The following is a 26,971-nucleotide window of genomic DNA, read 5'->3' on the forward strand; positions in this document are numbered from 1 at the left end:
AGTCCGAGCAGGGCGGCGGGGCCTACGGGCGACCGTAGTAGACGCCCGGAGCGACGTAACCGGGCTCACGTTCCGACGGCCCGCCGGCCGCGGATCGGAGCCTGGCCGACGAGGTGGCCGACGAGGTGGCCGACGAGATGGCCGCCGACCGGCGCGCAGCTTGCCCCAAGGGCCCTTGTCCGGAGTGCGTGACGTGCGAAAGCATGCCGTAATGCCGACACTTCTTCGTACCGAAGCCACCGCCCGCGCCCGCCTGCTCGATGTGCACTCCTACCGCGTCGACCTGGACCTCACCCGGGGCGATCGGACCTTCCGCAGCACCGCCGTGATCCGGTTCGGCTGCGCGGAGCCCGGCGCGCTGTCCTTCGTGGAGGTCGAGCCCGAGGCGCTGCTGCGCGCCGAGCTGAACGGCCGCCCGCTGGACCCGGCCACCCTCGTCGAGGGCGGCCGGCTGCCGCTGCCCGGGCTGGCGGCCGAGAACGAGCTGCTGGTGGAGGCCGACATGGCCTACTCGCGCACGGGCGAGGGCCTGCACCGCTTCACCGACCCGGCCGACGGGGCGGCCTATGTGTACGCCTCGTGCGGCCCCGACCTCGCCCCGAAGGTCTTCGCCTGCTTCGACCAGCCGGACCTGAAGGCGCCGTTCACCTTCACCGTCACCGCGCCCGAGGACTGGACGGTGATCGGCAACGGTGCGGCGGGCCGGCTCACCGACGGCCGCTGGGAGATCTCGCCGGTCGGTCCGATCTCCCCGTACCTGGTCACCGTCGTCGGCGGTCCGCTGCACGCGGTGCGCACCGAGCACGACGGCATCCCGCTGGGCCTGTACGCCCGCCGCTCGCTCGCCGCCGAGCTGGAGCGCGAGGCCGAGGAGCTGTTGGAGGTCACCCGGGCCTCGTTCGACCGGCTGCACGAACTCTTCACCGAGCGCTACCCGTTCGGCGGCTACGACCAGGTGTTCGTGCCCGAGTTCAACTGGGGCGCGATGGAGAACCCGGGCTGCGTGGTGCTGCGGGACGAGCTGCTGTTCCGCTCCGAGCCCACCGACGCCCAGCGCATGATGCGCGCCATGGTGGTCTGCCACGAGATGGCCCACATGTGGTTCGGCAACCTGGTCACCCTGGCCTGGTGGGACGACGTGTGGCTGAACGAGTCGTTCGCCGAGATGCTCGGCCACCGGGTCGCGGCCGAGGCCACCGAGTACACCGGCGCCTGGACGCTGTTCGCCAGCCGCCGCAAGGGCTGGGGCTACGACGCCGACCAGCGCCCCAGCACCCACCCGATCGCCGCCGCCGGGGCCGACTCCGCCGCCGAGGCGCTGGCCAGCTTTGACGGCATCTCGTACGCCAAGGGCGCCGCGGCGCTGCGCCAGCTGGTGCACTGGCTGGGCGACGAGCGGTTCTTCGCCGGCATCAACGACTACTTCGCCGAGCACCGCTGGGGCAACGCGCGGCTCGACGACTTCCTCTCCGCGCTGACCAGCGCCGACGGGCCGGACGTGCCCGGCTGGGCCGACCAGTGGCTGCGCACCACCGGCGTGGACACGCTGCGGATCGACGTCGAGGCGCAGGACGGCGTGCTCGTCGGCGCCACCCTGGTCAACGAGGGCAGCCGACCGCACCGGGTGCGGATCGGCGTCTACGAGCGGCAGGGGGAGGCGCTCGTGGTGCGGCAGCAGCTGGACGCCGAGGTCGGCCCGGGTGCCCGCACCCCGCTGCCCGAGCTGGCGGGCACCGCCCGACCGGCCCTGCTGCTGCCCAACGACGGCGACCTCAGCTGGGCGCGGATCCGGCTGGACGAGCACTCGGCGGCCACTGTCGCGGTCTCGTTGTCGGCCGTGCCGGACGAGTTGGCGCGCGCGGTGCTCTGGGAGAACGCCCGCGACCGGGCCCGCAGCGCCGAGCTGCCGGCCGACGACTACTTGCGGCTGGTCGCCGCCCACCTGCCGGCCGAGAGCACCGACAGCATCGTGGAAGGGGTGCTGACCTTCGCCGTCGACCACGTCGTCGCCCGCTACCTCGCCCCGGCCGAGCGGCCCGCCGCGCTGGTCCTGATCGGCGACACGGCGCGGCTCCTGCTCGCCCGGCCCGACGCGAGCCGGGGCCTGCGGACCGCCTCGCTGCGCACGGTGATCGCCACCGCCACCGGGGACGAGCAGCTCGCCGAGCTGAACGGCTGGCTGGCCGGGCGCGACCTGCCGCCGGGCGTGGCGTTCGACGCCGACCAGCGGTGGACCGCACTCGCCCGGCTGGCCGCGGCCGGCCTGGCGGACGAGGAGCGGATCGCGGCCGAGCTGGCCGCCGACCCCACCAACACCGGCGAGCAGGGGGCGGCGCGGGCGCTGGCCGCGCTCCCGGACGACGCGGCCAAGGAGCGCGCCTGGGAGCGGCTGTTCACCCCCGGCCTGCTCTCCAACCGCCAACTGGTGGCCACCGCCGAGGGCTTCTGGCGCTCCGGTTCGCCGGCCACCCAGCAGGCCTACGTGCAGCGGTACTTCGAGCAGGTGCCGAGCGCGGGCGAGCGCGGCGGTGCGATCGCCAAGGGCATGGGGCTCGCGCTGTTCCCGGTGGGCGCGGCCGATGCCGCCACGATCCGCGCGGGCGAGGAGTGCCTGGCCCGCACCGACCTCGCCCATCACCTGCGCCGCTTCCTGGCGGACAGCCTCGACGACCTGCGCCGGGCGGCGGCGCACCGCTCCTGACGGGTCGGCCTGACGGGTCGACCTGACCGTCGGTGGGCGCGGGGAGCCGTCCCCGCGCCCACCGGAGCCCGACGGCCTCGCATCCGCCGTCGCCAGGTATGCCGATGACCTGACCAGTTCACTGGTCAGGTCATCGGCATACCTGGACGAGGACTGCGGGCCCGCCCGACGTGGTCTCAAGCCGTGGCCGGCTCCGTGGCCTTGGCGGTCGGCGCTCCGTCAGCCGTGGCCTCGTCGGCCGCGGTGCCGGCGTCGTCGGCCGCGGTCTCGTCGGCCAGCGCCTGCAGGCGGGGGTTGCGGGCGACCAGGGCGGGCATGGTCGCGCCGAGCAGGGCGAACCCGAGCGCGAGCACGATCCACCCGGGGCCGCCGTGGCCGATCACCAGCCAGGTGAAGAGCGCGGGCGCGAACATCCGCCCGAGGTCCTGGCCCATCGCGTGGGTGCCCTGGTACTGGCCCTGCGCGTGGTCCGGGGCCAGCGCGTAGGCGAGGCTCCAACTGCCCGCCGACTGCCGCACCTCGCCGAAGGCGTGGGTGAGCGCGCCGAGCACCAGCAGGGCGCAGGCGGGCAGCAGCGAGGTCGAACCGGTGACCGCGAACAGCAGGCACGCGGCCGACACCGCGCCGGCCCCCTGGAAGCTGGCCGCCGCCGCGCGGGTGGGCGTGTCGGTGCCCTTGGCCGCCTTGGTCTGCGCGACGACCACGAAGGCCGTGTTGACCACCAGGAGCGTCGCGCTCATCCACCGCGGCGCGCTGGTGTGCTGCACCACCCAGAGCGGGAGCACCACGTCCAGCAGGACGCCCTGCGCGCTCAACAGCCCGTCCAGCACGGTGAAGCTGAGGAACGACCAGTCGCGCAGCACCCCGAGGGCCGGCCCGGCCGTGGCCGGGACCGGCGGGACGGCGTGCTCCTTGAAGGTGAGCAGGGCGGTGGTCAGGAACGCGCACGCGGCGAGGGCCATCGCCGCCTGGTAGGCGGAGCGCGACCCGATGGCGAGCGTCAGACCGGCCAGGCAGGCACCGACCGAGACGCCGAGGTTGCTCGAGGAGCGCGCGTACGCGAGGACCTGGATCCGCTCCTTGGGCGGGATGAGCCCCGCGATCATGGCCTTGCGGGCGCTGCGCCCGGCGCGGTAGGCCAGGTTCTGGCCGGAGGCGACCACCAGGTACGGCCAGAAGCCGTGGACCAGCAGCATCCCCGCCGTCAGCAGCGTCATCGCCAGGAACGACCAGAACTGCACGGTCCGCGGGCCGACCCGGTCCGCGAGGTGGCCGAGCGGGGTGCTGCACAGCAGCACGATGACCGCGGACACGCTCAGGCACAGGCCGAACTGATCGGTCGACAGGTGCAGCACCGTGATGGCGTAGATCGCGTTGAGCGCCACCCAGATGCCCTGGCCCAGTGACATCACGCCCGTGATCAGCGCGATGAGCCGTCCGGGGCCCGGGGGGAGGAGGATGCGGTCCAGCGTGGTGAGGAAGCGGTTTCTTACGGCCATCAGACGGTCTCGCTCTTTCGTGCGTGGGACTGCAACAGGAACTCCAGCCGCCCGACGCCCTCCTGCGCGGCCGCCACGGCCGCGTCCGCGGTGGCCGCCGTGGCGCGCACCTGGGCGACCCGGGACTCCGAGGAGGCCAGGCCCGCGATCACGGCGCCCGGCCGGGCGAGCAACTGCACCTCGCTGACGCCGGCCACCGCCTCGGCCGCCTCGGACCCGGACACCTCGGCCAGGACACCGGCGCCGTCGAGCGCCGCGAACCAGATCGCGGAGGCGATCGGCTCGCGCGGCTCGGCCAGCGTGGCGCGGATGCCGGGCAGCACGGACTCGCCGAGCGTCTGGCGCACCACGCAGTCGGCCAGGTCGACCCCGGTGACGTCGAGGGTCAGCTCCGGGATCTCGTCGCCGCCGGCCCGCAGGTGCGTCTCGATCACCCGCGGGCCGTCCGGCCCGAGCACGACCTCGGTGTGGGTGGCGCCGAACTCGACGCCGAGCGCGTCGAGCACCCGGGTGACGTACCCCTCGACCTCCTTGGCCGCGACCTCGGTCAGCGGCGCCGGTGCGACGTGACCGAGCTCGACGAAGCTCACCGGGTCGGAGTACTTGCGGGTGATCGACACCACCAGGTGCTCGCCCGCCTCGGAGAACGCCTCGACGCTGTACTGCTCGCCGCTGAGGAACTCCTCGACGACGACGCCGCTCTCCGTGGAGCCGATCCAGGCGTCGTCGCCGGTGGCCCGTTGCCAGGCCGCGGCGACCTCCTCCTCGGAGTGCACCAGGGCGACGCCGGCACTGCCGGCACCCGCGACCGGCTTCACCACGACCGGCCCGCCGTGGGCGCGCAGGAAGGCCCGCACGTCCTGCTCACTGGTGGCCAGCGTGTGCGCCGTGGTGTCGACGCCGGCCTCGTCGAGCCGGTTGCGCATCAGGTTCTTGTCGTGGACCATCGCGACCGTCTCCGGCCGGTGCGTGGGCAGGCCCAGGGCCGCGCCGACCGCCGCGCAGCGGTCCTGGTCGCGCTCGCCGACCGTGGCGATCCGGGTGAACGGGTGGTACGCGTGGACCGCGGCGGCGAGCGCGATCCACTCCTCGTCCGGGGCCTGTTCGCGCACCGCGACGACCCGGGCGTTCTCGTGCGCCAGGCGCAGCTTGTGGACGTACTCGACACGGCACAGCACAGTGGTGTCGGCGCCGGGGCTGGCCGCGCGGACGAGGGCGGGGTACTCCCGCCCGGTACCCATGACCAGGACGTGCTCGGGCACAGTGGTTCTCCTCACGGTGTGGGGGGCGAGGGCCGGTTCCGGACCCCGGGGTGGGGGTTGGGACCGGCCCTAGCCCTGGAAGCCGTGCTCGGCCAGGCTCTTGTCGATCCGGGCGCGGTGGGCCGCCTCCCAGTCGTCCAGGGACTGCGCGTCCTCCTTCGCGCGCTTGGCGCGGGCGTCGCGCAGCACCTCCTCCTGGCGCGCGCCCGGGACCACCACGACGCCCTCCTCGTCGGCCACCACGAGGTCGCCGGCGTGCACCTGCACACCGCCGCAGCGCACCGCGCCGTTCAGCGGAGTGACGACCTTCTTGCCGCCGGGGATCGGGATGATCCCGCGGGCGAAGACCGGGAAGCCCATCTCGCGCACCTCGCCGAGGTCGCGGATCAGGCCGTCGAGGACGAAGGCGGCGATGCCGCGGCGCTGGGCGACGGCGCAGACGTTGCCGCCGGCGAGCGCGTAGTCGAGGTCGCCGGACTCCACGACGATGACGGAGCCGGGCTCGGCGCGGTGGATCGCCGCGTGCAGCATCAGGTTGTCGCCGGGCGGGCACTGCACGGTGAAGGCCGGTCCGGCCACTCGCGGGACGGGCGTCCACAGCGGACGGATGCCGATGTCCATGATCTGCTCGCGGCCGAGGAAGTCGGCGAGCGCGGTGGTGGGGACGGCGGGGTTCTCGGTCATGGTTCTGCTTTCCTTCGGTGGTGAGTTGATGCTCGGTCAGGTGGTCGTCAGGGGCGGGCAGTGGTCTTGCGCGGACTGTGGCGGTGCCACGGCCAGGCGGTGGAGCCCTCCGGGCGGGACAGCACGGCGCCCTCGTCGCCCACGATCCACACCTGCCGGGCGGAGAGCACGCGCACGTCCCACAGCGTCATGCCGGTCCCGGTGCTGCCGACCTGCCAGGTCCGGCCGCCGTCGGTGGTGGTCACGACGATGTCGCTGCGGCCCACGGCGCATCCCACCAGGGCGTCGGCGGAGAAGTGCACGGCGGCGAGGTTCAGCGTGCTGCCGGTGTCGTGGCGCTGCCAACTGCGGCCGCCGTCACGGGTGCTGAGCACGGTGCCGTTGTCGCCGGCCGCCCAGCAGGTCCGCGCGTCGACCACGTGCAGGCCGAGCAGGTCGTCGTCGGTGCCGGAGTGCTGCGGCAGCCAGGTCAGGCCGCCGTCCACGGTGGCCAGGACGGTGCCGCCGGCGCCGACCGCCCAGCCGGTCTGCGCATCCGCGAAGCGCACCGCCCACAGCGGCGGGCCGGCGGCCGGCATCTGCTGCGCCAGCCAGTGGGCGCCGCCGTCGCGGGTGGCCAGGATGGTGGCCTGGTCGCCGACGGCCCAGCCGTTGCGCCCGTCCGGGAGGACGTCGACCGACATGAGGTCGCGCTCCGTGCCGCTGGGCTGCACGGACCAGGAGGCGCCCGCGTCGGCGGTGGCGACGATGGTGCCGCCGCGGCCGACCGCCCAGGCCCGGTCGGCGTCCGGCGCGGCGATCGTGTAGAGGTTCGCCGTGCTCTCGCCGGAGCGCCGGTGCCAGGGGCCGCCGTCCCGGGTGACCAGGACGGTGCCGCCGTCGCCGACGGCCCAGCCCTCGGAGCCGTCCTCGGACATCAGGAGCCCGTAGAGGTTCTTGCCGGTGGGAGCCACCCGCACGGTCCAGGACTTCCCGTCCTGCTCGGTGGTGAGGATGAGGCCGCCGTCGCCGACGGCGCACGCCTCGCCGCCGGCCGGGTCGGCCCACAGCTGCTTGAGGTCCACCCCGACCGGGCTCTCCTGGGCGGACCAGTGCAGACCGCCGTCCTCGGTGGCCACGATGGTGCCGCTGTCGCCGACCGCCCAGCCGCGTTCGCCGGTCCCGGTGAAGGCGACCGCCCACAGCGCGGCCTCGGTGCCGCTCGCGCAGCGGGACCAGCCGGCGCCGCCGTCCCGGGTCGCCAGCAGCGTACCGCCGTGCCCGACGGCGAAGGCCCGGGTGCCGTCGATGGGGTGAATGTCCGTCAGGTCGTCCTGGGTGGGGGCTGGTTGAGAAGTCCAGGTGGTGCCGTCGTCCTCGGTGGTGAGGATGGTGCCGCGGGCGCCGACGGCCCAGCCGCGCCGGCCGCTGCCGGTGGCGGTGTCGGCTCCGGTGAAGTGTACGGCGAACAGGTCGTGTTGGGTGGGGGCCTGCTGCGGGGTCCAGGTGGTGCCGTCGTCCTCGGTGGTGAGGACGGTGCCGCGGGCGCCGACGGCCCAGGCGCGGCGGCCGGCTTCCGTGGTGCTGAAGTGTACGGCGAACAGGTCGTGTTGGGTGGGGGCCTGCTGCGGGGTCCAGGTGGTGCCGCCGTCCTCGGTGCTGAGGACGGTGCCGCGGGCGCCGACGGCCCAGCCGTGCCGCTCGTCGTCGAGCAGGCGGACGTCCCAGAGGATCTCGCGCACGCCCGTCTCCCGGGCCTGCCAGCCGGCGCCCGCGTCGCGGCTGACCGCGAGGGTGCCGCGGGCCCCGACGGCCCACCGGGAGCTGCCGGCGCCGTGGATCCCCAGCAGGTCCTGGAACATGCCGTCGAGCTGCGGCTGCCAGCTGCGGCCGCCGTCCAGCGAGTTCAGGATCAGGCCGTCGTCGCCGACCGCCCAGCCGCTGCGCAGGTCGGGCGTGAAGACCAGCGAGACGACGTCCTTTCCGGTGCCGCTCGACAGCGCCGCCCAGCCGGCCCCGCCGTCCTCGGAGCCGATGAGCAGCCCGTTGTCGCCGGAGGCCCGCAGGACGGTGCCGTCCGGCGAGGCCCAGAGCCCGTAGATGTCGAGCTCGGTCCCGCTGGGCCGGGCGCTCCAGCTGCGGCCGCCGTCCCGGGTGGCGAGGATGGTGCCGGTCCGGCCGACCGCCCAGCCGACCTCGGCGGAGACGGCGAAGACCCCCCGCAGGTCCACCGTGCTGTCGCCGTCCCGGACGGACCAGGTGGCCCCGCCGTCGGTGGTCACCAGGATCCGCCCGTGCTTGCCGACGGCCCAGGCCACCTGCTCGTCGACCGCGTGACAGCGCGTCAGATGGACGCGGTCCGGCGCGGTCTGCGGCTGCCAGCTGCGGCCGCCGTCGACGGAGCCGATGATCGTGCCGTTGTCGCCGACCGCCCAGCCGACCAGGCCGGACGGGGCGAAGGAGACGCCGTAGAGGTTGTGGGAGGTCCCCGAGTCGGCGGTGAGCCAGCTGCGGCCGCCGTCGACGGTGCGCAGCACCGTGCCGTCCCGGCCGGCGATCCAGCCGCGCTCCGGGTCCGCGAAGCAGACCGCCCGCAGGTCCTTCTCGGTGTGCCCCTGGGCGACCCAGTGCGCGCCGCCGTCCGCGGTGGCGAGGATCATTCCGCCGTCCCCGACGGCCCAGGCCGTGAGCGTGTCCAGCAGGTGGACGCCCTGCATGTTGACGCTGCGCGGGGTGATGCCGCAACTCGTCATCTCGAAGCCTCTCCGTAACGCCTGACAAACGGCTGACCGGTGTGCACCCGTAAGCCTCGCGAGGGATCCTTCTCGACTTCTTCTGAACGGCTTCTCGAAGAAGCCGGTGCACGAAGGGCTGGCGAAAGGAGGTTCGAAAGGGGCGGGCGTTGAACTGTTCTCAGCTCGGGGAAGCCCGGCGGACGACCGAAGACCTGCCCATGGGGAGAACGTGATGACGAAGAACCGGATCCTGACCCGCTCGGTGCTCGGCCTGGCCGCGGGGGCGGCGGCGGTGCTGGCGGCGGTCCTGCCGGCCGCGCAGCTGGGCGCCGACGGGACTCCGGGCAACGCCCACCCGGCCGGCCCGAGCGTGGTGGCCGCAGCCGACCCGGCTCCCGGGGACACCCACTGGGGCAGCACGCAGCCGAGCGTCGTCCAGGCGGACACCCACTGGGGCCGCACGGCGCCGGTCATGGTCCCGGCCGACACCCACTGGGGCGGTACGCAGCCGGTCGTGGTCCCGGCGGACACCCACTGGGGCAGCACGCCGCCGGTGGTGGTCCCGGCGGACACCCACTGGGGCAGCACGGCGCCGGTCGTGGTGCAGCCCGTGGACGACACGCACTGGGGCGCGGTCACGCCGGCCGCCGACCCGGGCCCCGGCGACACCCACTGGGGCGCGATCCAGGCCGACGCACTGAGCGTCTGACAGCCACACCGGTCACACCGGCCATACCGGCCATACCGGCCACGCCAGAAACACCGGCCACGCCAGAAACGCCGGAAACACCGGCCACGCCGGACAGGTCGCCGACACGGCACCAGGCGGCTCGTCAACAGCCAGCTCGTCAACGGACATGGGAGCGAACGGTCATGGGTGGGAATCGTCGGATGATGAAGCTGGGGGCCTTCCTGCTGGTCCCGGGCTACCACGTCGCCTCCTGGCGGCACCCGGGAGCGCGGGCGGACGGCGGCCTGGACTTCGGCCACTACCGCGACCTGGTCCGCACGGCCGAGCGCGCCAAGTTCGACATGTTCTTCGTGGCCGACGGCGTCGGCATCCGCACGCCGTACAACGACGCCGAGGAGCTGAGCCGTTGGGGCCGGTTCCTGCAGTTCGACCCGGTCGCCCTGCTCTCCGCCCTCGCCGTGTCGACCGAGCGGATCGGCCTGGCCGCCACCGCCTCGACGACCTACAACGAACCCTTCCACCTGGCCCGCAAGTTCGCCTCGATCGACCACCTGAGCGCGGGCCGGGCCGCCTGGAACGTCGTCACCTCGGTGACCGACGCCGAGGCCCGCAACTTCAACCGCGACGCCCAGCCCGACCACGGCGACCGCTACCACCGGGCCCGGGAGTTCATGGAGGTGGTCACCGGGCTGTGGGACAGCTGGGAGGACGACGCCTTCGTCTACGACAAGGACGGCGGGCGCTTCTTCCACCCGGAGAAGCTCCACGTGCTGGGCCACCGCGGCGAGCACTTCGCGGTGCGCGGCCCGCTCAACGTGGCCCGCCCGCCCCAGGGCTACCCGGTGCTCATCCAGGCCGGCGCCTCGGTGGACGGGCAGGACTTCGCCGCCCGCTGGGCCGAGGTGGTCTTCACCGCCAGCCAGACGCTGGACGAGGGCCGCGCCTTCTACCGGGCCATCCGCGAGCAGGTCGCCGACCACGGCCGCGACCCCGACCAGGTGAAGGTCATGCCCGGGGTGCTCCCGGTGGTCGGCCGCACCAGGGCGGAGGCGGAGGACAAGTACGCCGCCCTGCAGGAGCTGGTGGACCCGGTCGTCGGGTACGGCCTGCTGACCCAGCTGCTGGGCGACGTGGACATCTCCGGCAGCGACGTGGACGGCCCGCTGCCCGAACTGCCGCCGACCCAGGGCAGCACCAGCCGCCAGCAGCTCGTCTACGACAAGGCGCGCCGCGAGGGGCTGAGCATCAAGCAGCTCTACCAGTCGGTCTCCGGAGGCCGCGGCCACCGGGTGGTGATCGGCACCCCGCAGGAGATCGCGGACGCCCTGGAGGAGTGGTTCACCGGTGGCGCGGCCGACGGCTTCAACGTGATGCCGCCCGTGCTGCCCGACGGCCTGACGGACTTCGCCGAGCTCGTGGTGCCCGAGCTCCAGCGCCGCGGCCTGTTCCGCACCGAGTACGAGGGGCCGACCCTGCGCGACAACCTCGGGCTGGACCGGCCGGCCCACGGTGCCGCCGCCCGGCTGAGCGCCGCCGCCGGGCTCAGCCCCGGGTGACCCGGGCGGCCCGCCCGTCCGTCCCTGCCACGACAGTCCCCGCCACGGCCATCCGAGGAATCGAGGAGCACTCCACCATGCCGTCACTCGCCAACGACCTCAGCGAGATCCCGCCCTCACCGCTGGTCCAGGTGGAGGAACTGCTGCGCCGCAGCGGGGACGCGGCTCCGATCGGCCTGCACCAGGGCAAGACGGTCTTCGACCCGTGTGCCCGCCCCCGGGTCTGGAGCAGCGAGGAGTTCGCGATCGCGCCGCACCAGCACGCGCCGCCCGCCGGCGTTCCGGAGCTGCGCACGGCCTTCGCCGAGGCGCTGACCGCCCGGCGCGGCGCCCCGGTGCAGCCGGAACAGGTGCTGGTGACCAACGGCGCCACGCACGCCATCGCCGTGGTGCTGCACGCGATCCTGCGCCCGGGTGACGAGGTGCTGGTGCTGTCGCCGCAGTGGCTGTTCGCCACCGGGTTGGTGTGGGCGGCCGGCGGCGTGCCGCGCGAGGTGCCGGTCTTCCTGGAGCTCGGCGCCGACCCCGACTTCGACTTCGTCGCGGCGATCGAGCGGGCGGTGACCCCGCGGACCCGCGCGATCTACTTCAACAACCCCAACAACCCGACCGGTTACCGGCTGGACGAGCGCCAGCTCGGCGCCCTCGCGGCGCTGGCCGAGCGGCACGACCTGTGGCTGATCGCCGACAACGCCTACGAGAACTACGACTTCACCCGGGTCGGGTTCACCGACTTCGCCACCGTCGGCGCGGCGGGCGAGCGCACCTTCTCGGTGTACAGCTGCAGCAAGACCTACGCGATGCCGGGGGCCCGGGTGGGCTGTCTGGTCTCGCCGTCCGGCCTGACCGGGCAGTTGACCAAGTGGTCGCTGCACACGCTCTACTCCGTCTCCACCGCGGCGCAGTTCGCCGCCCGCGAGGCGCTGCGCACGCCGCGCGAGGAACTGGCCCGGCGTCGCGACCGCGCCGCCGCGGCCTGGTGGCTGGCCGACTCGGCGCTGAAGGTGCCGCACACCGCGGTGACCGGCGGCCTGTACACGTTCCTCGACCTGTCCGCCTACGGCGACGGCGAGGCTTTTGTCCGCGCCTGCGCCGACCACGGGGTCGGTCTCGCCCCCGGCCGGGTGTTCGGGGCCCACTGCGGCAACTGGGCCCGCCTGTGCTTCACCGCCGCGCCGCCGCCGCAGGTGTCCGAGGCGATCGACCGCATCAACAAGATCTACGAGGAGGGCCTCGATGAGCACTGACACGATCGTCCTTGAGCGCTCCGGCATCACTCCGTTCCTGCACCGGTACGAGGCACCCGCCCGGGTCGGCCTCAAGGTCAACGCCTACCGGGGCTACGAGGTGGAGGGGCTGGCACGGGCCCTGGCGGCGCCGGACCTGGCCGACTGCCCACTGGAGTGCGTGATGGTCGGCGACTCCTACTTCATGACCCACCTCGGGCGCAGCAGCACCGTGCTGTCCGGCCCCGAGGAGCGGGAGTGGGCGATGAGCACGCTGGTCGCCCTGGTGGCGGAGGTGCGGGAGGCGCTCGACGCGTTCTTCCCCGCGCACCGCAGGCCGTTCCTGCTGGCCGACCTGCCGGACGGCGCCACCGGCGAGGTCCCCCTCGCGCTGGCCGCCGGCGAGCGCTTCCGTGCGGCGGGCGCCGACGCGGTGAAGCTGGAGCTCGCCGGCGACCGCGACCTGGACTGCCTGCAGGCGCTCGCGGTGAGCGGGTGCACCGCACTCGGACACCTCGGCTACACGCCGCAGAGCGGTGCGCTGAGCCGGCACGGCGACACCCTCGACGGCGCCCGGCAGATGTTCGCCCAGGCCCGCCGGGTGCGGGACGCGGGCGCGGCCGGCCTGATCGTCGAGATGGTCAGCGAGCCGGTCAACCAGGCGCTCAGCCTTCCCACCGCCGACGGCATCCCGCTGTACTCGGTGTTCAGCGGCCGGGCCGAGTTCGGTGGCCAGAGCCTCAACATCTGGGACGCGGTGGTCCGCCCGGCGCGCGGCAGCCGGTTCTTCCCGCCCACCGCGGTGATCGACGCCGCCGAGGTCCCGGTGGCCTACACCCCCGACCTGATCGCGGACCGGATGGGCGAGCTGATCAGGCTCACCCTCGACGGACGCTTCCCGCTCTCGCCGCGCACCGCCCTGACCCCCGAGGAGATCGAGCAGATCTCCACCATGAGCCCCTGGAGTGCCCGATGACGACGACCCTGCCCGGTACGGCGGTCTTCGACGAGCTCGAGTCCGAGATCCGTACCTACTGCCGGCGCTTCCCCGCGGTCTTCACCCGCGCCGTCGGGCACCGGATGTGGGACGAGGAAGGCCGCGAGTTCCTGGACTTCCTCTCCGGCGCGGGCGCGCTGAACTACGGTCACAACCCGTCCGCGGTGCGCCAGGCGCTGGTGGACTACCTGCTCGCCGACGGGCCGGTGCACGGGCTCGACCTGCACACCGGTGCCAAGCGCCGCTTCCTGGAGCGCTTCCAGGAGGTCGTGCTCGGCCCGCGCGGCCTCGACTACCGGGTGCAGTTCACCGGTCCGACCGGCACCAACGCGATCGAGTCCGCGTTCAAGGTGGCCCGCCGCGTCACCGGACGCACCGACATCGTCGCCTTCACCGGCGGCTTCCACGGGCTCTCGCTCGGCGCGCTGGCCGCCTCGGCCACCGCGTTCAAGCGCGACGCCGCCGGGGTGCCGCTGGGCAACGTGCTGCGGATGCCCTACGAGGGCTTCGCCGGCGAGAACGTGGACACGATCGACTACCTGACCCGGCTGCTGGACGACCCGGGCAGCGGCATCGGCAAGCCGGCCGCGTTCGTGGTGGAGACGGTGCAGGGCGAGGGCGGGCTGGCCGCGGCGAGCCCGGCGTGGCTGCGCCGGCTGGCCGAGGTGGCGCGCGAGCGCGGCATCCTGCTGATCGTCGACGACATCCAGGCCGGCTGCGGCCGGACCGGCGCCTTCTTCAGCTTCGAGGAGGCCGGGATCACCCCCGACCTGGTGTGCCTGTCCAAGTCGATCAGCGGCTACGGGCTGCCGATGGCGCTGGTGCTGGTCAAGCCGGAGCTCGACCAGCTCGGCCCCGGCGAGCACAGCGGCACGTTCCGCGGCAACAACCTGGCCTTCGTCTCCGCGACCGCCGTCCTGGACCACTGGGCCGACCCGGCCTTCGTCCAGCGCCTCGCCGAGCGGGTCCGCGCGCTGGACGGCCTGCTGGACGGCCTGGCGCTGCGCTTCGCCGAGCTCGGCTGCACGCCCAGGGGCCGTGGCCTGATCCGCGGTCTCGCCTTCACCGACCCGCAGCTGGCGGACCGTGTCTCGCGGGCCGCGTTCGAGGCGGGCCTGCTGGTGGAGACCTCGGGCGCCCGCGGCCAGGTACTCAAGATCATGCCGCCGATCGTGCTGGACGAGGACGAGCTGGCGCGCGGCGTCGCCCTCCTCGCCGACGTCATCGACGCGGTGGCCCGCAAGGAGGAGAACCGTTGAGCACCCTGCTGACCGACATCGACGCCTTCGACACCGTCGACGACACCACCACCGAGGACGGGCACGAGCACGCGCACGGCATCGACGAGTCGGTGCTGCGCCGGATCGCGGACTCCTGGCCGCGGCGCGCCACCATCCGCACCGACCTCGACAAGGTCACCGACCCGGGCGAGTACGACGCCGCGCTGCCCGACTACCCCGAGCGGCTGCTGCCGTTCGCCGAGCACCCGAAGTACCTGGCCGCCAGCCCGCAGGCCCGCCAAGGGGTGCAGACGCTGGCCTGGCTGGTCTACAACGAGCGGGTCATCGCCGCCGAGGAGTACGTCGCGAACCCCACCTTCGCGATGATCATGCACGGCGTGTTCCCCGGCGCCGACGGCGTGCACACCAAGCGCGCGGTCCAGCAGACCCACGTCGACGAGGTGTGGCACACCTACATGCACATGGTCGCCATGCAGCGCACCCGCGAACTGCGCCAGGTGACCGACGAGCCCGTCTACCCGCACACGGTGACGTACCGCCGGCTGCTGGAGGCGGAGGCGAACGTCTCCGAGCGGTGGGAGCGGGACCTGCTCAAGCTGGTCTGGACGACCGTCTCGGAGATCAGCGTCAACGCCTACCTGGAGCTGCTCTCGCGCGACGAGACGGTCCAGCCGCTGCACGCGCTCGTCCCGCGGCTGCACGCCCGCGACGAGTCGGCCCACTCCTCCGTCATGGTCGAGGTGGCCAAGGGCCTGTACACGCACCTGAACGCCGAGCAGCGCCGGACCTTCGTGGCGGCCCTGCCCAAGGCCCTGCACGCCTTCGTCGCCCAGGACTTCGCGGTCTGGCCCGGCATCCTGCGGCACGCCGGGATCGCGGACGCGGAGGAGATCGTCGCGGACTGCCGCAACGCGGCGGGCGGCGGCCTGCTGGTGCGCGACTTCTCCGGGATCCGGCGGATCGTGCGGGAGATGGAGCTGGAAGACCTCGTCGACTTCGACCTCGGGGCCGAGTGATGAGGCTGCCGGGCGGCGTGCACGAGCTGACCGCCGACGGACGCCGGCTGGCCCTGGCCGCCCTGGTGCAGTCGCTGGGCATCGGCCTCTTCACGGCCAGCTCGATCGCCTGGTTCACCCGCCACGTCGGTCTGACCGCCAACCAGGTGGCGACCGGTCTGGCGGTGGCCGGCGCCGCCGCCCTGGCGGCCTCGCTGCTCGCCGGAGTGCTGGCCGACCGGCACGGTGCCCGCCGGATCCTCGCGGTGGTCTACGCCGGGCGCGGCCTGTGCTTCCTCGCCTTCGCCTTCGTGACCAACCTCTGGGAGTACCTGGTGGTCACGCTCCTGTCGGTGGCCTTCGACCGGGCGGGCCCGCCGGTGCTCCAGGCGCTGGTCGCCGCGGCCCTGCCCGAACAGCGCGACCGGGGCCGGCTGCTCGCGGTGGTCAACGTGGTGCGCAACATCGGCCTGGGGCTCGGCGCGATGGCCGGGGGCGTGACGCTGACCCTGGACACGACGCGGGCCTACCGGATCACCATGCTGCTGATCACCGCGGCCTTCCTGGGCGGTGCGCTGCTGGTGCGGCGGCTGCCCGCGACGCCGCGCCCCACCGCCGCGCCGGCCGGCGAGGGCGGGCGCGCCCGGGCCCTGCCGGGCCGCCACTACCTGACCCTGACCGGTCTGAACTTCCTGCTCTCCTTCTTCGACGTGCTGCTGCTGGTCGCGATGCCGGTCTGGGTGCTGCAGCACACCTCCGCGCCCCGGGCGACGGTCTCGGTGCTGTACGCGCTCAACACCGTCCTCGTGGTGGTCGCCCAGCTCCCGGTGAGCCGGCTGGCCGACGGGCTGCGGCGCAGCAGCCGGATGCTGCTGTGGGGTGGGGCGGCGCTGGCCGCCAGCAGCCTGTGCTTCGCGGCCGCGGGGGCGGCCCACGGCCGGTCGGCCGTGCTGCTGCTGGTCGCGGCGATCCTCGCGCTGTCGCTCGGCGAGGTGGTCACCACCTCGGCGACCTGGAACCTGTCGATCGCGCTCGCCCCGGCCGAGGCGCGCGGTCGCTACCTCTCGATCTTCGGCCTGGGCCTGGCCACCGAGCGGGTCTTCGGCCCGGTGGTGGTCACCGGGCTGCTGCTCGGCTCGGGGGCCGTCGGCTGGGCCGGTGCGGCCGTGGTCTTCGCGCTGACCGGCGCGGTGGCCGAGCGGGTCGCGCTGGCCGGTGGAGCCCAGATCCCCGCCCTGGTGGGCGAGGGGACGCCCTGATGCACGTGAACGGAGTGAACTCAACCATGCGAATCGGATTCGCCGGACTCGGGACCATGGGCGGCGGCATGAGCCGGCGCCTGGCCGAGGCGGGCTTCGCGGTGACGGTCTTCGACCTGGACACCGCGGCCGCCGAGCGGCTGGCCGGACAGAGCGGCATCACCGCCGCCGCGCGGGCCGCCGACCTGGCCGCGCCCGTCGTGATCACCATGCTGCCGGACGGGGCCGCCGTGCGGGCGGTCGCCGAGCAACTGCTGGAGGCGATGACGCCGGGCTCGCTGCTCGTCGACACCGGCTCCAGCGACCCCCGCGACACCCGCGAACTGCGCGAACTGGCCGCGCGGCACGGCGTGCACGTGGTGGACGCCCCCGTCTCGGGCAGCCCGGCGGCGGCCCGCTCCGGCGAGCTGACCCTGATGGCGGCCGGCGACACCGAGGCCCTCGACCTGGCCGAGCCGGTGCTCGCCGCGCTGGGCCGGGTGTACCGGGTCGGCCCGTCCGGCGCCGGGCACGCGCTGAAGGCGCTGAACAACCTGCTCTCCTCGGTCAGCCTGGCGGCGACCGCCGAAGTCCTCCTGGCCGGAAAGGCGTTCGGTCTGGCACCGGACGTGATGCTGGAGGTGGTCAACGCCTCCACCGGCCGCAACCACGCCTCCGAGACCAAGCTGCCCGCCCACGTGCTGACCGGCACCTTCGACTCGGGCTTCGCCCAGCGCCTGATGCTCAAGGACATCCGGATCGCCGACCGGCTGATGGCCGAGGTCGGCGGCCCGGCGGAGCTGAGCCGCGCCTGCCGCGGGATCTGGGAGCAGGCCCACGCGCAGCTGCCGGACGGCGCCGACAACGTCGAGGTGGTCCGCTGGCTGGAGTCCGAGGCCGGACGGGAGCTGCGGGCATGAGCGAGCAGAACCTGACCGCCCCGGACGGGGACCCGGCGGCCGCCCCGCGGATCGCGGTCATCGGCGGCACCCCCGCCACGCTGCGCAAGGTGCGCGCGGCCGGCTTCGAGGTGGTCTGGATCCACGGGCCGCAGGAGCTGGACACCGCCGGCCTCGCACACGTCGCCGAGGCCCACCTGACGGACTACCGCACCCCTGAGGCCGTCACCGGGCTGCTCACCGCGGTGCACCGGCTGCGTCCGCTGGTGCGGGTGGTCTCGATGATCGAGGACGGCCTGGAGTCGGCCGCCGCCGCGACCACCGCGCTCGGCCTGCCGGGCAACGGCCTGGAGACCGTGCGCGTGCTCCAGGACAAGCTGGCCTTCCGGACGCTGCTCGCCGAGCGCGGCATCGAGTCCGTGGCGGCACGGATCGGGCACACCGCCGAGGACATCCGCTCCTTCGTCGACGAGCACGGCCCGGCCGTGATCAAGCCGCGGTTCGGCTCCGGGAGCCTGGGCGTGCGCCTGGTCGAGGACGCCGGGTCCGCCGACGAGACGGGGGAGTGGGCGGCCGGGTTCGGACTCCACTCGTTCCTGATGGAGCAGTACCTGTCCGGCACCGAGCTCAGCGTGGAGACCTTCAGCTACGCCGGCCGGCACGTCGTGCTCGCCTTCACGGCCAAGGAGAAGCTCGCCTCGTTCGTCGAGATCGGCCACACCCAGCCGGCCGGGCTGGACCCCAGGACGGCCCGTCAGGTCGAGGACCTGGTCTCCCGCACGCTCGACGCGGTCGGCCTGGCCGACGGCCCCGCCCACACCGAGGTGATCCTCACCGACGACGGGCCGCGGCTGGTCGAGTCGCACAGCCGGCGCGGCGGCGACCGGATCGCCGACCTGGTCCAGGAGGTCTACGGCATCGACACCGACGCGCTGGCCTTCCTCTGGTACGCCGGGCGCACCGCCCCGGTCGAACCGGGCGAGCCGAGGTGCGGCGCCGCGATCCGCTTCCTGACCGCCGAACCCGGCGTCGTCGAGAGCGTCGAGGGGCTGGCCGAGGTGCTCGCCCACCCCGACGTGGTCGACGCCCAGATCACCGTTGCCCCGGGCGACACCGTCGTCCCCGTCGCCTGGTCCTACGACCGCTGCGGCCTGGTCCTCAGCCGCGGCGCGGACGGACCGGACGCGGCGATCCGGGCGAGCGCGCTCGCCGCCCGGATCTCCATCCGCACCCGGCCGGCCGAACACCGGCCGCCCGAGCGGACCCTAGCCACCATCGCCCCGCGTCCCGACCGGCTCGTCGGGACGGCACCGATACCCAGCCACGACAGGTGATCCCCACCATGACCGTCACCGATTCCAACCGGATTCTCACCGCCCTCTCGCGCGGCCTCGGTTCGGGCTTCTTCGCCCATGCCGCCGCCTGCCCCGACGACATCGCGCTGACCATCGGCCGGCGCCACTACAGCTACGCGGAACTCGACCGCAGCGCCCGCGGCTGGGCCGCCCGACTGCACCAGGCGGTCGGCCACCAGCCCCGCCGGGTGGGCGTCTTCGCCTACCGCAACGAGGCCTCCTACCTCGGCGTGCTGGCCGCCCTGGCCGCCGGCGCCGCGTTCGTCCCGCTCAACCGCCGGTTCCCGCAGGCGCGGACCGCCTCCATGCTGGCCCGCGCCGAGCTCGACGCGGTCATCGTGGACGCCGCCTCGAAGGCCCAGCTCGACGAGCTGATCGCCGACCTGGCGCAGCCGCCGGTGGTGCTGACCGAGGCCGACCTGGCCGGCGCCGAGCCGCTGGCCGAGCTGCCGCAGGCGGCCCCGGACGACCTCGCCTACCTGCTGTTCACCTCGGGCAGCACCGGCACGCCCAAGGGGGTGCCGGTCACCCACGGCAATGCGCGTGCCTTCCTGGACGCCGCGCAGCAGCGCTACCGCCTGACGCCGCAGGACCGGCTGAGCCAGACCTTCGACCAGACCTTCGACCTGTCCGTCTTCGACCTGTTCATGGCCTGGGAGCACGGCGCCCGGGTCTGCGCCATGGACTCCCTCGAACTCCTCGCGCCCTTCGGCTACCTGGAGCGCAACGGCATCACCGTCTGGTTCTCGGTGCCCTCGGTGGCCGCGGTGCTGAACAAGCGCGACGCGCTGACCCCGGGCCGGATGCCCACACTGCGCTGGAGCCTGTTCTGCGGCGAGGCGCTGCCCCGCCAGCTCGCCGAGGCCTGGCAGGCGGCCGCGCCGAACTCGACGGTGGAGAACCTCTACGGGCCCACCGAGCTGACCATCGCCTGCTCGGTGCACCGCTGGGACCCGGCCACCAGCCCGGAGCTGTGCGTGCACGACAACGTGCCGATCGGCGAGGTGTTCCCGGGGCTGCACCCGCTCGTCGTCGACGAGGACCTGGCGCCGGTGCCCGACGGCGGGACGGGGGAGCTGTGCGTCGCCGGCGCGCAGACCACCCCGGGCTACTGGCAGGCGCCGGAGCTGACCGCCGAGCGCTACTTCGAGCACGAGGGCCGGACCTACTACCGCACCGGCGACCTGGTGCGCCGGCAGGAGGCCGGCTTCGTCTACATCGGCCGCAACGACCAGCAGGTGAAGGTCGGCGGCTACCGCGTCGAGCTCGGCGAGATCGAGGCGGTCCTGCGCCGCAACGGCTGCGCCGAGGCCGTCTGCCTCACCTGGCCCGACCCGGGGACGATCACCGCCGTCGTCTCCGGCGCCGCCAACCCCGGCCGGCTCGCCGAGACGGCGGCCGACCGACTGCCCGCCTACATGGTGCCCAAGTCCGTCCACGTCATCGACGAGATGCCGGTGAACGGCAACGGCAAGGTCGACCGCAACGCACTGCGCTGCTGGCTCGACGACCGCGCCAAGAACGTGACCGACCAGTTCAGCTTCAACGGAGGCAACGATGCACAGCGCTGACCAGCTCATCGCCCAGACCCTCGGCATTCAGGCCGACCTGATCACCGACGACCTGGAGTACCAGTCCGTCCGCGAGTGGGACTCGCTGGGCCACGTCTCGCTGATGGTGGCCATCGAGAAGGCGCACGGGGTGCGCATCGACGACGAGCTGACCCTCGCCCTGCGCTCGGTGGCGGCGATCCGCGAGTTCCTGGCCGACGGCCCCGCCGCCGCACCGGCACCGGCCCCCGGCCCCGCCGCCGCACCCGCAGCCGCCGCACCCGCCGCCGCGGCGGTCACCGTGCACCGCGGGCTGGAGGGCGTGGTGCTCGACCACTCCGCGATCACCCGGATCGACGGGACCGAGGGAATCCTGGAGTACCGCGGCTACAGCATCCACGACCTGGCCCGCAACGCGAGCTTCGAGGAGGTCGCCCACCTGCTGGTGAACGGCGAGCTGCCGGACCAGGGCGCGCTGGAGGTCTTCCGCAAGGAGCTGAGCGCCCGCCGCGAGCTGCCCGCACCGGTCCTCGACCTGATCCGGTCGCTGGCCGAGGCCCACCCCACGGACGCGCTGCGCACCTGCGTCTCCGCCCTGGGCGCGCTCACCCCGGGCGACCGCAGCCGGGACGAGACGCCGGCCGAGTCCCGCGAGGCCGGGCTGACGCTGCTGGCCCGGATCCCCATGATCGTCGCAGCCCACCACGCCGTGCGCAACGGCCGCGAGCCGCTGGTGCCGCAGGAGGACCTCCCCTACGCGGAGGCGTTCCTGACGGCGCTGCTGGGCCAGGCCCCGACGCCGGCCGCGGTGCGGTTCATCAACAAGGGCTTCATCGTCCACGCCGACCACAGCTCCAACGCCTCCACGGTGGCCGCCCGGGTCGCCGTCGGCAGCCGCGCCGGGATGAACGCCGCGATCACCGCGGCGCTGGCGGTCTTCGCCGGCTCGGTGCACGGCGGGGCGGCCGAGCGCGCCGTCAAGCTGGTCGACGCGGTCGGCTCGCCCGAGAACGCCCCGCGCTACGTGGCGGAGCGCTTCGGCAGCAGCGAGCCGGTGATGGGCTTCGGCCACCGCGTCTACCGCACCGAGGACCCGCGGGTGCGTCATCTGCGGGAGACCGTCGTCGAGTTGAGCCGCGAGCGGGGCGACGAGAGCGGCCTGGCGATCCTCGACGCGGTGGCCGCCGCGATGGAGCCCTACGGTCGCCACGGCCTGGCGCCCAACGTCGACCTGTACGCGGGCCTGGCCTACCGCCTGCTGGGCCTGCCGGACGACCTGGCCATCGTGCTGTTCGCGATCGGCCGCACCGCCGGCTGGGTGGCCCAGGCGCTGGAGCAGCAGGCGAACAACGTGCTGATCCGCCCGCTGCTCGACTACCAGGGCCCCGCCTCGCGCCCGTTCCCCGGAGCCGCCGTATGACCGCCGACACGCTGATCGACCAGCGGCCCGCGCCGGCCACCGACCTGCCGGCCTTCGCCGAGCGGGCGGGCCTGGACCTCGCCGCCGTCCCGTACTGCGGGCGGGTGCTCGCCGAGTCGCTGCTGCGCGAGGGGGCCGAGGAGCAGGCCGGGCAGCTGCTGGAGCGCCTGGCCGAGGGCCGGGACCCGGCCCTGGAGATGGCCTTCCGCCCCGCCCGGATCCTGGTGCAGGACTACACCGGCATCCCGCTGCTGGTGGACCTCGCCGCCCTGCGCGACCAGGTGCGCGAGCCGCGCCGGGTGAACCTGGGCCTGCCTGTCGACGTCGTCGTCGACCACTCGGTGCAGGCCGACTGGACGGGCCGGCCCGACGCCCAGGCCCGCAACGAGGCGCGGGAGATGACCCGCAACCGGGAGCGGTACGGGTTCCTGCGCTGGGCCGAGGAGGCCTTCGACGGGCTGCGGGTGATCCCGCCGGGCCAGGGCATCGTGCACCAGGTCAACCTCGAACAGCTGGCCACCGTGGTCGCCACCGACCAGGACGGCCGGCTCGTGCCCGACACCGTCATCGGCACCGACAGCCACACCACCATGGTCAACGGCATGGGCGTGCTGGGCTGGGGCGTCGGCGGGCTGGAGGCGGAGGCCCTGATGCTCGGGCTGGCCCACCCGATCCGGATCCCCGCGGTGGTGGGCGTGCGGCTGACCGGCGCGGTCCCGGCCGGCACCACCGCGGCGGACCTCGCGCTCACCCTGACCCGGCTGCTGCGCCAGGAGAACGTCCGCGGTCTGATGCTGGAGTTCACCGGCCCCGGCATCGAGGGCCTGTCGGTCGCCGACCGCTGCACGATCGCCAACATGGCGCCCGAGTACGGCGCGATGACCGCGTTCTTCCCGGTCGACGCCCAGACCCTGGCCTACCTGCGGGAGACCGGCCGCCCGGCGGCGCACGTCCGGCAGGTCGAGGAGTACTGCGGCCGGCAGCAGCTGCTGCGGTCGGCCACCGAGCCCGCCTTCGGCCGGATCGTCGAGTTCGACCTCGGCTCGGTCCGTCCGAGCCTGGCCGGCCCCAGCCGGCCCGACCAGCACCTCACGCTGGCCGAGCTGCCCGGCTCGCTCGCGAGCGTGCTCACCGGCGAGTCCCGGCAGACCGGCCCGCACCGCGACGGCGACCTGGCGATCGCCGCCATCACCTCCTGCACCCACACCTCCAACCCGCAGGCCATGCTCGCGGCCGGCCTGCTGGCCCGGCGGGCCGTGGCCCGCGGCCTGAGGGTGCCGCCGCACGTCAAGACGAGCCTGTCGCCCGGCTCCCAGGCGGTCACCCGCTACCTGGAGAAGGCCGGCCTGCTCGCCGATCTGGAGCAACTCGGCTTCCACGTCGCCGGCTACGGCTGCATGACCTGCAACGGCGGCAGCGGCGGGCTGCACCCCGAGATGGCCGAGGCCGTCGAGCGCGACGGCGTGACGGCCTGCGCGGTGCTCAGCGGCAACCGCAACTTCGAGGCCCGGGTGCACGCCCAGGTCCGCGCGGCCTACCTCGGCTCCCCGGCCCTGGTCGTCGCCCTCGCGCTGGTCGGCCACGTCCGGATCGACCTGAGCAGCGAGCCGCTGGGCACCGACGCCGACGGGGCACCGGTCCGGCTCGCGGACCTGTGGCCGAGCACCGAGGAACTGCTCGCGCTGGAGAAGGAGTTCGTGACCACCGAGGTCTACGGCGCGGGCCAGGCCCCGGACGCCGGCTGGGCCGACCTGACGGTACCGGGCGGCGAGGTCTTCGCCTGGGACGAGGAGTCCACCTACATCCGGCCGCCGGCGTACGTCGGCCCGGCCACGGCGCTGCCCACCGAGCTGCGCGGCGCCCGGGTGCTCGTGGCGCTCGGCGACAACGTCAGCACCGACCACATCTCGCCGGTCGGCTCGATCCCCGAGCACTCCCCGGCCGGACGCTACCTGCACGAGCGCGCGACGGCCGAGCTCAACTCCTACGGCTCACGCCGGGGCAACCACGAGGTGATGGCCCGGGCCACGTTCAGCAACCCGCGACTGCGCAACCACCTGGTCGAGGGAGCGGGCGGCGGCACCACCACCCACCTGCCCACCGGCGAGCGGCTGCCGGTCTTCGAGGCCGCCGAGCGCTACGCCCTGGCCGGTACTCCGCTGATCGTACTGGCCGGCAAGAACTACGGCACCGGATCCTCCCGGGACTGGGCGGCCAAGGGGCCGCGGCTGCTCGGCGTGCGGGCAGTGCTCGCCGAGAGCTACGAGCGCATCCACCGGGGCAACCTGTGCGCGATGGGCATCCTGCCGCTGCTGCTGCCCGAGGGGCAGACCTGGGCCGACCTCGGCCTCACCGGGGCGGAGGAGTTCGAGCTCGACCTGGGCGAGGTCGCCGCCACCGGACGGGTGCGGGTGGCCGCCGGCGAGGTGGTCCTCACCGCCCGGGCGGACGTCCGCTCGGCCGGCGAGTGGGAGGTCCTGGGATCCGGCGGCACGCTGCCCTACCTGCTGGAGCGGCTGCGCGCGGAGGAGGCCCGATGAGCCTGCAGATCCTTGGTGAACTCGGCCTGGGCGCGGACGCCGAAGGGCTCGCCGACGGCACCCGGACCCTCACCCCGGTCCACCTCGGCACCCGGGACGTGCCGATCGGCACCGTCCTCGACGTGATCCACCGGCACGACGATCTGCTGCCGCCGCGCACCGGACACCTCGGCAACTGGGCGGACATCGCCCAGGGCCGGGCCGGGGCGATGGACTTCAACGGCGCCATCTGCGGCGCCGGCCACGGCTACCCGCTGATCTACGGATTCACCCGCACCGAGGCGGACACCGAGGGCGGTGACGACGTCTACCTGCCCGGCTCGCTGGTCGAGCGGGGCGGCGCCCGGGCCCTGCCGCTGTACACCTGGGACGGTCGGCAGTTCGCGCTGCGCGACCGCGGCCGACCGCTCTTCTGCCCGCTGGTGCAGACCGAGCGCGAGGGCGAACTGGCCGCGCTGATCACCGTGCACTGGGAGCGCATGCTGGGCATCCCCGGCTACCGCTTCAAGAGCTGGGCGCAGTCGCTGATGGACAACGAGGCGCTGCTGCTGGACATGCTCTGCGTGCTGATCACGGAGGCGGTCGCGGACAGCAGCCCGGAGCGGACCCTGTCGGAGCTGCTCAGCCACGCCGTCCACCTGGACGGCCAGGTGGGCCGCTGCGGGCCGGTGCGCGACGGCGCCGGGTTCCTGCTGGACGGCCACCGCTACGACTCCGTGCGCGCGTTGGCCGAGGGCACCCTGCTCACGCTGCGCGCACTGACCGAGCCGACCTGGTTCTTCGCGAACATCGCCGCCCTGCCCACCGTCCTGCCGGTGCCCTCGCTGCTGCTGGCCAACGTGCTGTTCGCACTGTTCGGCGAGCACCGGCCCGAGGAGACCGGCATCCCCGACGAGGGGCCGTTCATCACCCACCTGCACTGGGGCGCCCGCGCCATGGCGGGCTGCCCGCCGCGCCGCAACGGCTACTTCGCGCGCAAGACCCGGCTGAGTCCGATGCGCAAGATCCTGCGCACCCTGGTGCGCCACTTCCCCGAGGCCAAGCCGATCTGTTTCGTCCTGCTGCCGGCCCAGGTCTTCATGCTCTGCCCGCCCGGCTCCTCCTTCGGCGACCTGGACCAGCTGGCCGGCGTGATCAAGGCGGTGCGCGCCGCCGATCCGGAGCAGGTCCACGACGTCGCACTGCGCGAAGTGGCCTCCCGGGAGGAGGACTTCTCCGACTACCTGCGCGGTCGCTTCCGGCCCGAGGCCGGGGTGCCGCGGGACGGCGCGGCGCGGGAGGCCGACCTGTCCACCGAGCCGGAGGGCTTCCGTGAGCTGACGTTCCGCCAGGCCTCCTCGTTGGTCTCGGCCTTCGAGGAGGTGTGCGGCGGATGAGGATGACCCACGAGCGCGTGGCGATCCCCCTCACGCACCCCTTCACCAGCAACCGGGGGGTCACCACCGAGGTGCGCCAGAGCGTGGTCCGCCTCTCCTGGCAGGGTCTGACCGGGTACGGCGCGGCGCTGGCCGTCGAGCCGGGCGAACCCGAGGCCTGCGCCGAGCTGCTCGCGGACGCCTCCCCGTTCACCCTGCGGCACACCCTGGACCGGCTCGCCGCCGCCGGCATCCGCCCGGCGATGCTGGCCGGCGTCGACCTGGCCCTGCACGACCTGCTCGGCAAGGCGACGGGACGGCCGCTGCACGAGCTGCTCGGCCTGGCCGGCGCCCCGATCGCGCCCACCGCGCTCTCCCTGGGCGCCTGCTCCAACGAGGAACTGGCCGAGCGCGGGGCCGCGTACCGCGACTGGCCGATCCTCAAGCTGAAGCTCACCGCGGACGACGACGGCACCCGGGTCGGCCACCTGCGCCGCACCTACCCGGGGCGGATCTGGGTCGACGGCAACGGCTCCTGGGAGCCCGAGCGCGCGCTGCGGGTCGTCGCCGAGCTCGACCGGCACGGCGTCGAGCTGCTGGAGCAGCCGGTGCCCGCGGGCGACGCGGACGGGCTGCGCCACGTCCACCAGCGCTCCCCGATCCCGGTCTTCGCCGACGAGGACTGCGCCGGCCCGGCCGACATCCAGCGGCTGCGCGGCGCCGTCTCGGGCGTCAACATCAAACTGACCAAGTGCGGGGGACTGCGCGCCGCACTCGACATGATCGTCCTGGCGCGCGCCGCCGGTCTGCGGATCATGCTCGGGTGCAAGAATGAGAGCACCCTCGGTGTCACGGCGATGGCCCAACTCGCCTCGCTGGCCGACCACCTGGATCTGGACGGACCGCTCAACCTGCGTGACGACCCGTTCCGGGGCCTCGGCATCGACCGCGGCGCCCTCACGCTGCCGGACGGCCCCGGCCTCGGTGTCACCACTGCCGGCGCCGGTACCGCCGACAGCACCACCACACGTACGAAAGAGAACTGATC

At 74.0% G+C, this 26,971-nt stretch carries 19 protein-coding genes; 15 read left to right on the plus strand and 4 right to left on the minus strand.

Features of this window, described 5'->3' with window-relative positions; all coding sequences use genetic code 11:
- The first annotated feature begins 211 nt into the window (after positions 1-211).
- Complete coding sequence (gene pepN / locus OG294_RS36905) at positions 212-2,701, plus strand: aminopeptidase N (RefSeq protein ID WP_327070934.1); 2,490 nt, start codon at positions 212-214, stop codon at positions 2,699-2,701.
- A 176-nt stretch (positions 2,702-2,877) separates the two neighbouring features.
- Here pepN and OG294_RS36910 read toward each other — a convergent pair whose 3' ends face one another.
- From OG294_RS36910 to OG294_RS36925, 4 genes are all read right to left on the minus strand, one after another.
- Positions 2,878-4,200, minus strand: coding sequence for an MFS transporter (locus OG294_RS36910; RefSeq protein ID WP_327070935.1), 1,323 nt, complete (start codon positions 4,198-4,200; stop codon positions 2,878-2,880).
- The gene (locus OG294_RS36915) at positions 4,200-5,462 is read right to left on the minus strand and encodes an ATP-grasp domain-containing protein (RefSeq protein ID WP_327070936.1); all 1,263 of its coding nucleotides are present in this window, start codon (positions 5,460-5,462) and stop codon (positions 4,200-4,202) included. Before OG294_RS36915 ends, OG294_RS36910 begins: the two co-directional genes overlap by 1 nt.
- Positions 5,463-5,531: 69 nt before the next feature.
- Positions 5,532-6,146 carry an RraA family protein gene (locus OG294_RS36920; RefSeq protein ID WP_327070937.1) on the minus strand — a complete coding sequence of 205 codons (615 nt, stop codon included), beginning with the start codon at positions 6,144-6,146 and terminating at the stop codon, positions 5,532-5,534.
- A gap of 47 nt (positions 6,147-6,193) precedes the next feature.
- The gene (locus OG294_RS36925) at positions 6,194-8,878 is read right to left on the minus strand and encodes a WD40/YVTN/BNR-like repeat-containing protein (protein ID WP_327070938.1); all 2,685 of its coding nucleotides are present in this window, start codon (positions 8,876-8,878) and stop codon (positions 6,194-6,196) included.
- 214 nt (positions 8,879-9,092) lie between these two features.
- Between OG294_RS36925 and OG294_RS36930 the strand changes: the two genes are divergently transcribed.
- The 14 genes from OG294_RS36930 (at position 9,093) to OG294_RS36995 (ending at position 26,969) form a co-directional block, all read left to right on the plus strand.
- Entirely contained in the window at positions 9,093-9,569 is a 477-nt protein-coding gene (locus OG294_RS36930) for a hypothetical protein (RefSeq protein ID WP_327070939.1), read from the plus strand.
- A 182-nt stretch (positions 9,570-9,751) separates the two neighbouring features.
- On the plus strand, positions 9,752-11,107 hold the full coding sequence (locus OG294_RS36935; protein ID WP_327070940.1) for an LLM class flavin-dependent oxidoreductase: 1,356 nt from the start codon (positions 9,752-9,754) through the stop codon (positions 11,105-11,107).
- A gap of 77 nt (positions 11,108-11,184) precedes the next feature.
- Positions 11,185-12,354 (plus strand): pyridoxal phosphate-dependent aminotransferase, encoded by a 1,170-nt coding sequence (locus OG294_RS36940; protein ID WP_327070941.1) that lies wholly within the window; start codon positions 11,185-11,187, stop codon positions 12,352-12,354.
- Positions 12,344-13,309 carry a 3-methyl-2-oxobutanoate hydroxymethyltransferase gene (locus tag OG294_RS36945; RefSeq protein WP_327070942.1) on the plus strand — a complete coding sequence of 322 codons (966 nt, stop codon included), beginning with the start codon at positions 12,344-12,346 and terminating at the stop codon, positions 13,307-13,309. The genes OG294_RS36940 and OG294_RS36945 overlap by 11 nt, the downstream gene beginning before the upstream one ends.
- Positions 13,306-14,589, plus strand: coding sequence for a diaminobutyrate--2-oxoglutarate transaminase (gene ectB / locus OG294_RS36950; RefSeq protein WP_327070943.1), 1,284 nt, complete (start codon positions 13,306-13,308; stop codon positions 14,587-14,589). The genes OG294_RS36945 and ectB overlap by 4 nt, the downstream gene beginning before the upstream one ends.
- Positions 14,586-15,587 (plus strand): diiron oxygenase, encoded by a 1,002-nt coding sequence (locus OG294_RS36955; RefSeq protein WP_327070944.1) that lies wholly within the window; start codon positions 14,586-14,588, stop codon positions 15,585-15,587. The genes ectB and OG294_RS36955 overlap by 4 nt, the downstream gene beginning before the upstream one ends.
- Positions 15,587-16,825, plus strand: coding sequence for an MFS transporter (locus OG294_RS36960; RefSeq protein WP_327070945.1), 1,239 nt, complete (start codon positions 15,587-15,589; stop codon positions 16,823-16,825). The genes OG294_RS36955 and OG294_RS36960 overlap by 1 nt, the downstream gene beginning before the upstream one ends.
- Before the next feature lie 26 nt (positions 16,826-16,851).
- Positions 16,852-17,724 carry an NAD(P)-dependent oxidoreductase gene (locus OG294_RS36965; protein ID WP_327070946.1) on the plus strand — a complete coding sequence of 291 codons (873 nt, stop codon included), beginning with the start codon at positions 16,852-16,854 and terminating at the stop codon, positions 17,722-17,724.
- Positions 17,721-19,037: an ATP-grasp domain-containing protein gene (locus tag OG294_RS36970; protein WP_327070947.1), complete on the plus strand. Its 1,317-nt coding sequence runs from the start codon at positions 17,721-17,723 to the stop codon at positions 19,035-19,037. Before OG294_RS36965 ends, OG294_RS36970 begins: the two co-directional genes overlap by 4 nt.
- Before the next feature lie 8 nt (positions 19,038-19,045).
- A complete protein-coding gene (locus OG294_RS36975) occupies positions 19,046-20,629 on the plus strand; it encodes an amino acid adenylation domain-containing protein (protein WP_327070948.1) in 1,584 nt (527 codons plus the stop codon).
- Entirely contained in the window at positions 20,616-22,028 is a 1,413-nt protein-coding gene (locus tag OG294_RS36980; RefSeq protein WP_327070949.1) for a citrate/2-methylcitrate synthase, read from the plus strand. The genes OG294_RS36975 and OG294_RS36980 overlap by 14 nt, the downstream gene beginning before the upstream one ends.
- Entirely contained in the window at positions 22,025-24,568 is a 2,544-nt protein-coding gene (gene acnA / locus OG294_RS36985) for an aconitate hydratase AcnA (protein WP_327070950.1), read from the plus strand. The genes OG294_RS36980 and acnA overlap by 4 nt, the downstream gene beginning before the upstream one ends.
- The gene (locus tag OG294_RS36990; protein ID WP_327070951.1) at positions 24,565-25,944 is read left to right on the plus strand and encodes a DUF6025 family protein; all 1,380 of its coding nucleotides are present in this window, start codon (positions 24,565-24,567) and stop codon (positions 25,942-25,944) included. The genes acnA and OG294_RS36990 overlap by 4 nt, the downstream gene beginning before the upstream one ends.
- Positions 25,941-26,969: a mandelate racemase/muconate lactonizing enzyme family protein gene (locus tag OG294_RS36995; RefSeq protein ID WP_327070952.1), complete on the plus strand. Its 1,029-nt coding sequence runs from the start codon at positions 25,941-25,943 to the stop codon at positions 26,967-26,969. Before OG294_RS36990 ends, OG294_RS36995 begins: the two co-directional genes overlap by 4 nt.
- Positions 26,970-26,971: the final 2 nt, after the last annotated feature.

It is taken from the genome of Kitasatospora sp. NBC_01302 (assembly GCF_035976515.1).
Classification (GTDB): domain Bacteria; phylum Actinomycetota; class Actinomycetes; order Streptomycetales; family Streptomycetaceae; genus Kitasatospora.

Bases quoted from the DNA above. Each gene is read 5' to 3' on its own strand.
- OG294_RS36935 (WP_327070940.1), top strand. From the start codon at position 9,752: ATGATGAAGCTGGGGGCCTTCCTGCTGGTCCCGGGCTACCACGTCGCC.
- ectB (WP_327070943.1), top strand. From the start codon at position 13,306: ATGACGACGACCCTGCCCGGTACGGCGGTCTTCGACGAGCTCGAGTCC.
- OG294_RS36910 (WP_327070935.1), bottom strand. From the start codon at position 4,200: ATGGCCGTAAGAAACCGCTTCCTCACCACGCTGGACCGCATCCTCCTC.
- acnA (WP_327070950.1), top strand. From the start codon at position 22,025: ATGACCGCCGACACGCTGATCGACCAGCGGCCCGCGCCGGCCACCGAC.
- OG294_RS36925 (WP_327070938.1), bottom strand. From the start codon at position 8,878: ATGACGAGTTGCGGCATCACCCCGCGCAGCGTCAACATGCAGGGCGTC.
- OG294_RS36965 (WP_327070946.1), top strand. From the start codon at position 16,852: ATGCGAATCGGATTCGCCGGACTCGGGACCATGGGCGGCGGCATGAGC.
- OG294_RS36940 (WP_327070941.1), top strand. From the start codon at position 11,185: ATGCCGTCACTCGCCAACGACCTCAGCGAGATCCCGCCCTCACCGCTG.
- OG294_RS36960 (WP_327070945.1), top strand. From the start codon at position 15,587: ATGAGGCTGCCGGGCGGCGTGCACGAGCTGACCGCCGACGGACGCCGG.
- OG294_RS36975 (WP_327070948.1), top strand. From the start codon at position 19,046: ATGACCGTCACCGATTCCAACCGGATTCTCACCGCCCTCTCGCGCGGC.
- OG294_RS36970 (WP_327070947.1), top strand. From the start codon at position 17,721: ATGAGCGAGCAGAACCTGACCGCCCCGGACGGGGACCCGGCGGCCGCC.
- OG294_RS36920 (WP_327070937.1), bottom strand. From the start codon at position 6,146: ATGACCGAGAACCCCGCCGTCCCCACCACCGCGCTCGCCGACTTCCTC.
- OG294_RS36995 (WP_327070952.1), top strand. From the start codon at position 25,941: ATGAGGATGACCCACGAGCGCGTGGCGATCCCCCTCACGCACCCCTTC.
- OG294_RS36945 (WP_327070942.1), top strand. From the start codon at position 12,344: ATGAGCACTGACACGATCGTCCTTGAGCGCTCCGGCATCACTCCGTTC.
- OG294_RS36930 (WP_327070939.1), top strand. From the start codon at position 9,093: ATGACGAAGAACCGGATCCTGACCCGCTCGGTGCTCGGCCTGGCCGCG.
- OG294_RS36990 (WP_327070951.1), top strand. From the start codon at position 24,565: ATGAGCCTGCAGATCCTTGGTGAACTCGGCCTGGGCGCGGACGCCGAA.
- OG294_RS36980 (WP_327070949.1), top strand. From the start codon at position 20,616: ATGCACAGCGCTGACCAGCTCATCGCCCAGACCCTCGGCATTCAGGCC.
- pepN (WP_327070934.1), top strand. From the start codon at position 212: ATGCCGACACTTCTTCGTACCGAAGCCACCGCCCGCGCCCGCCTGCTC.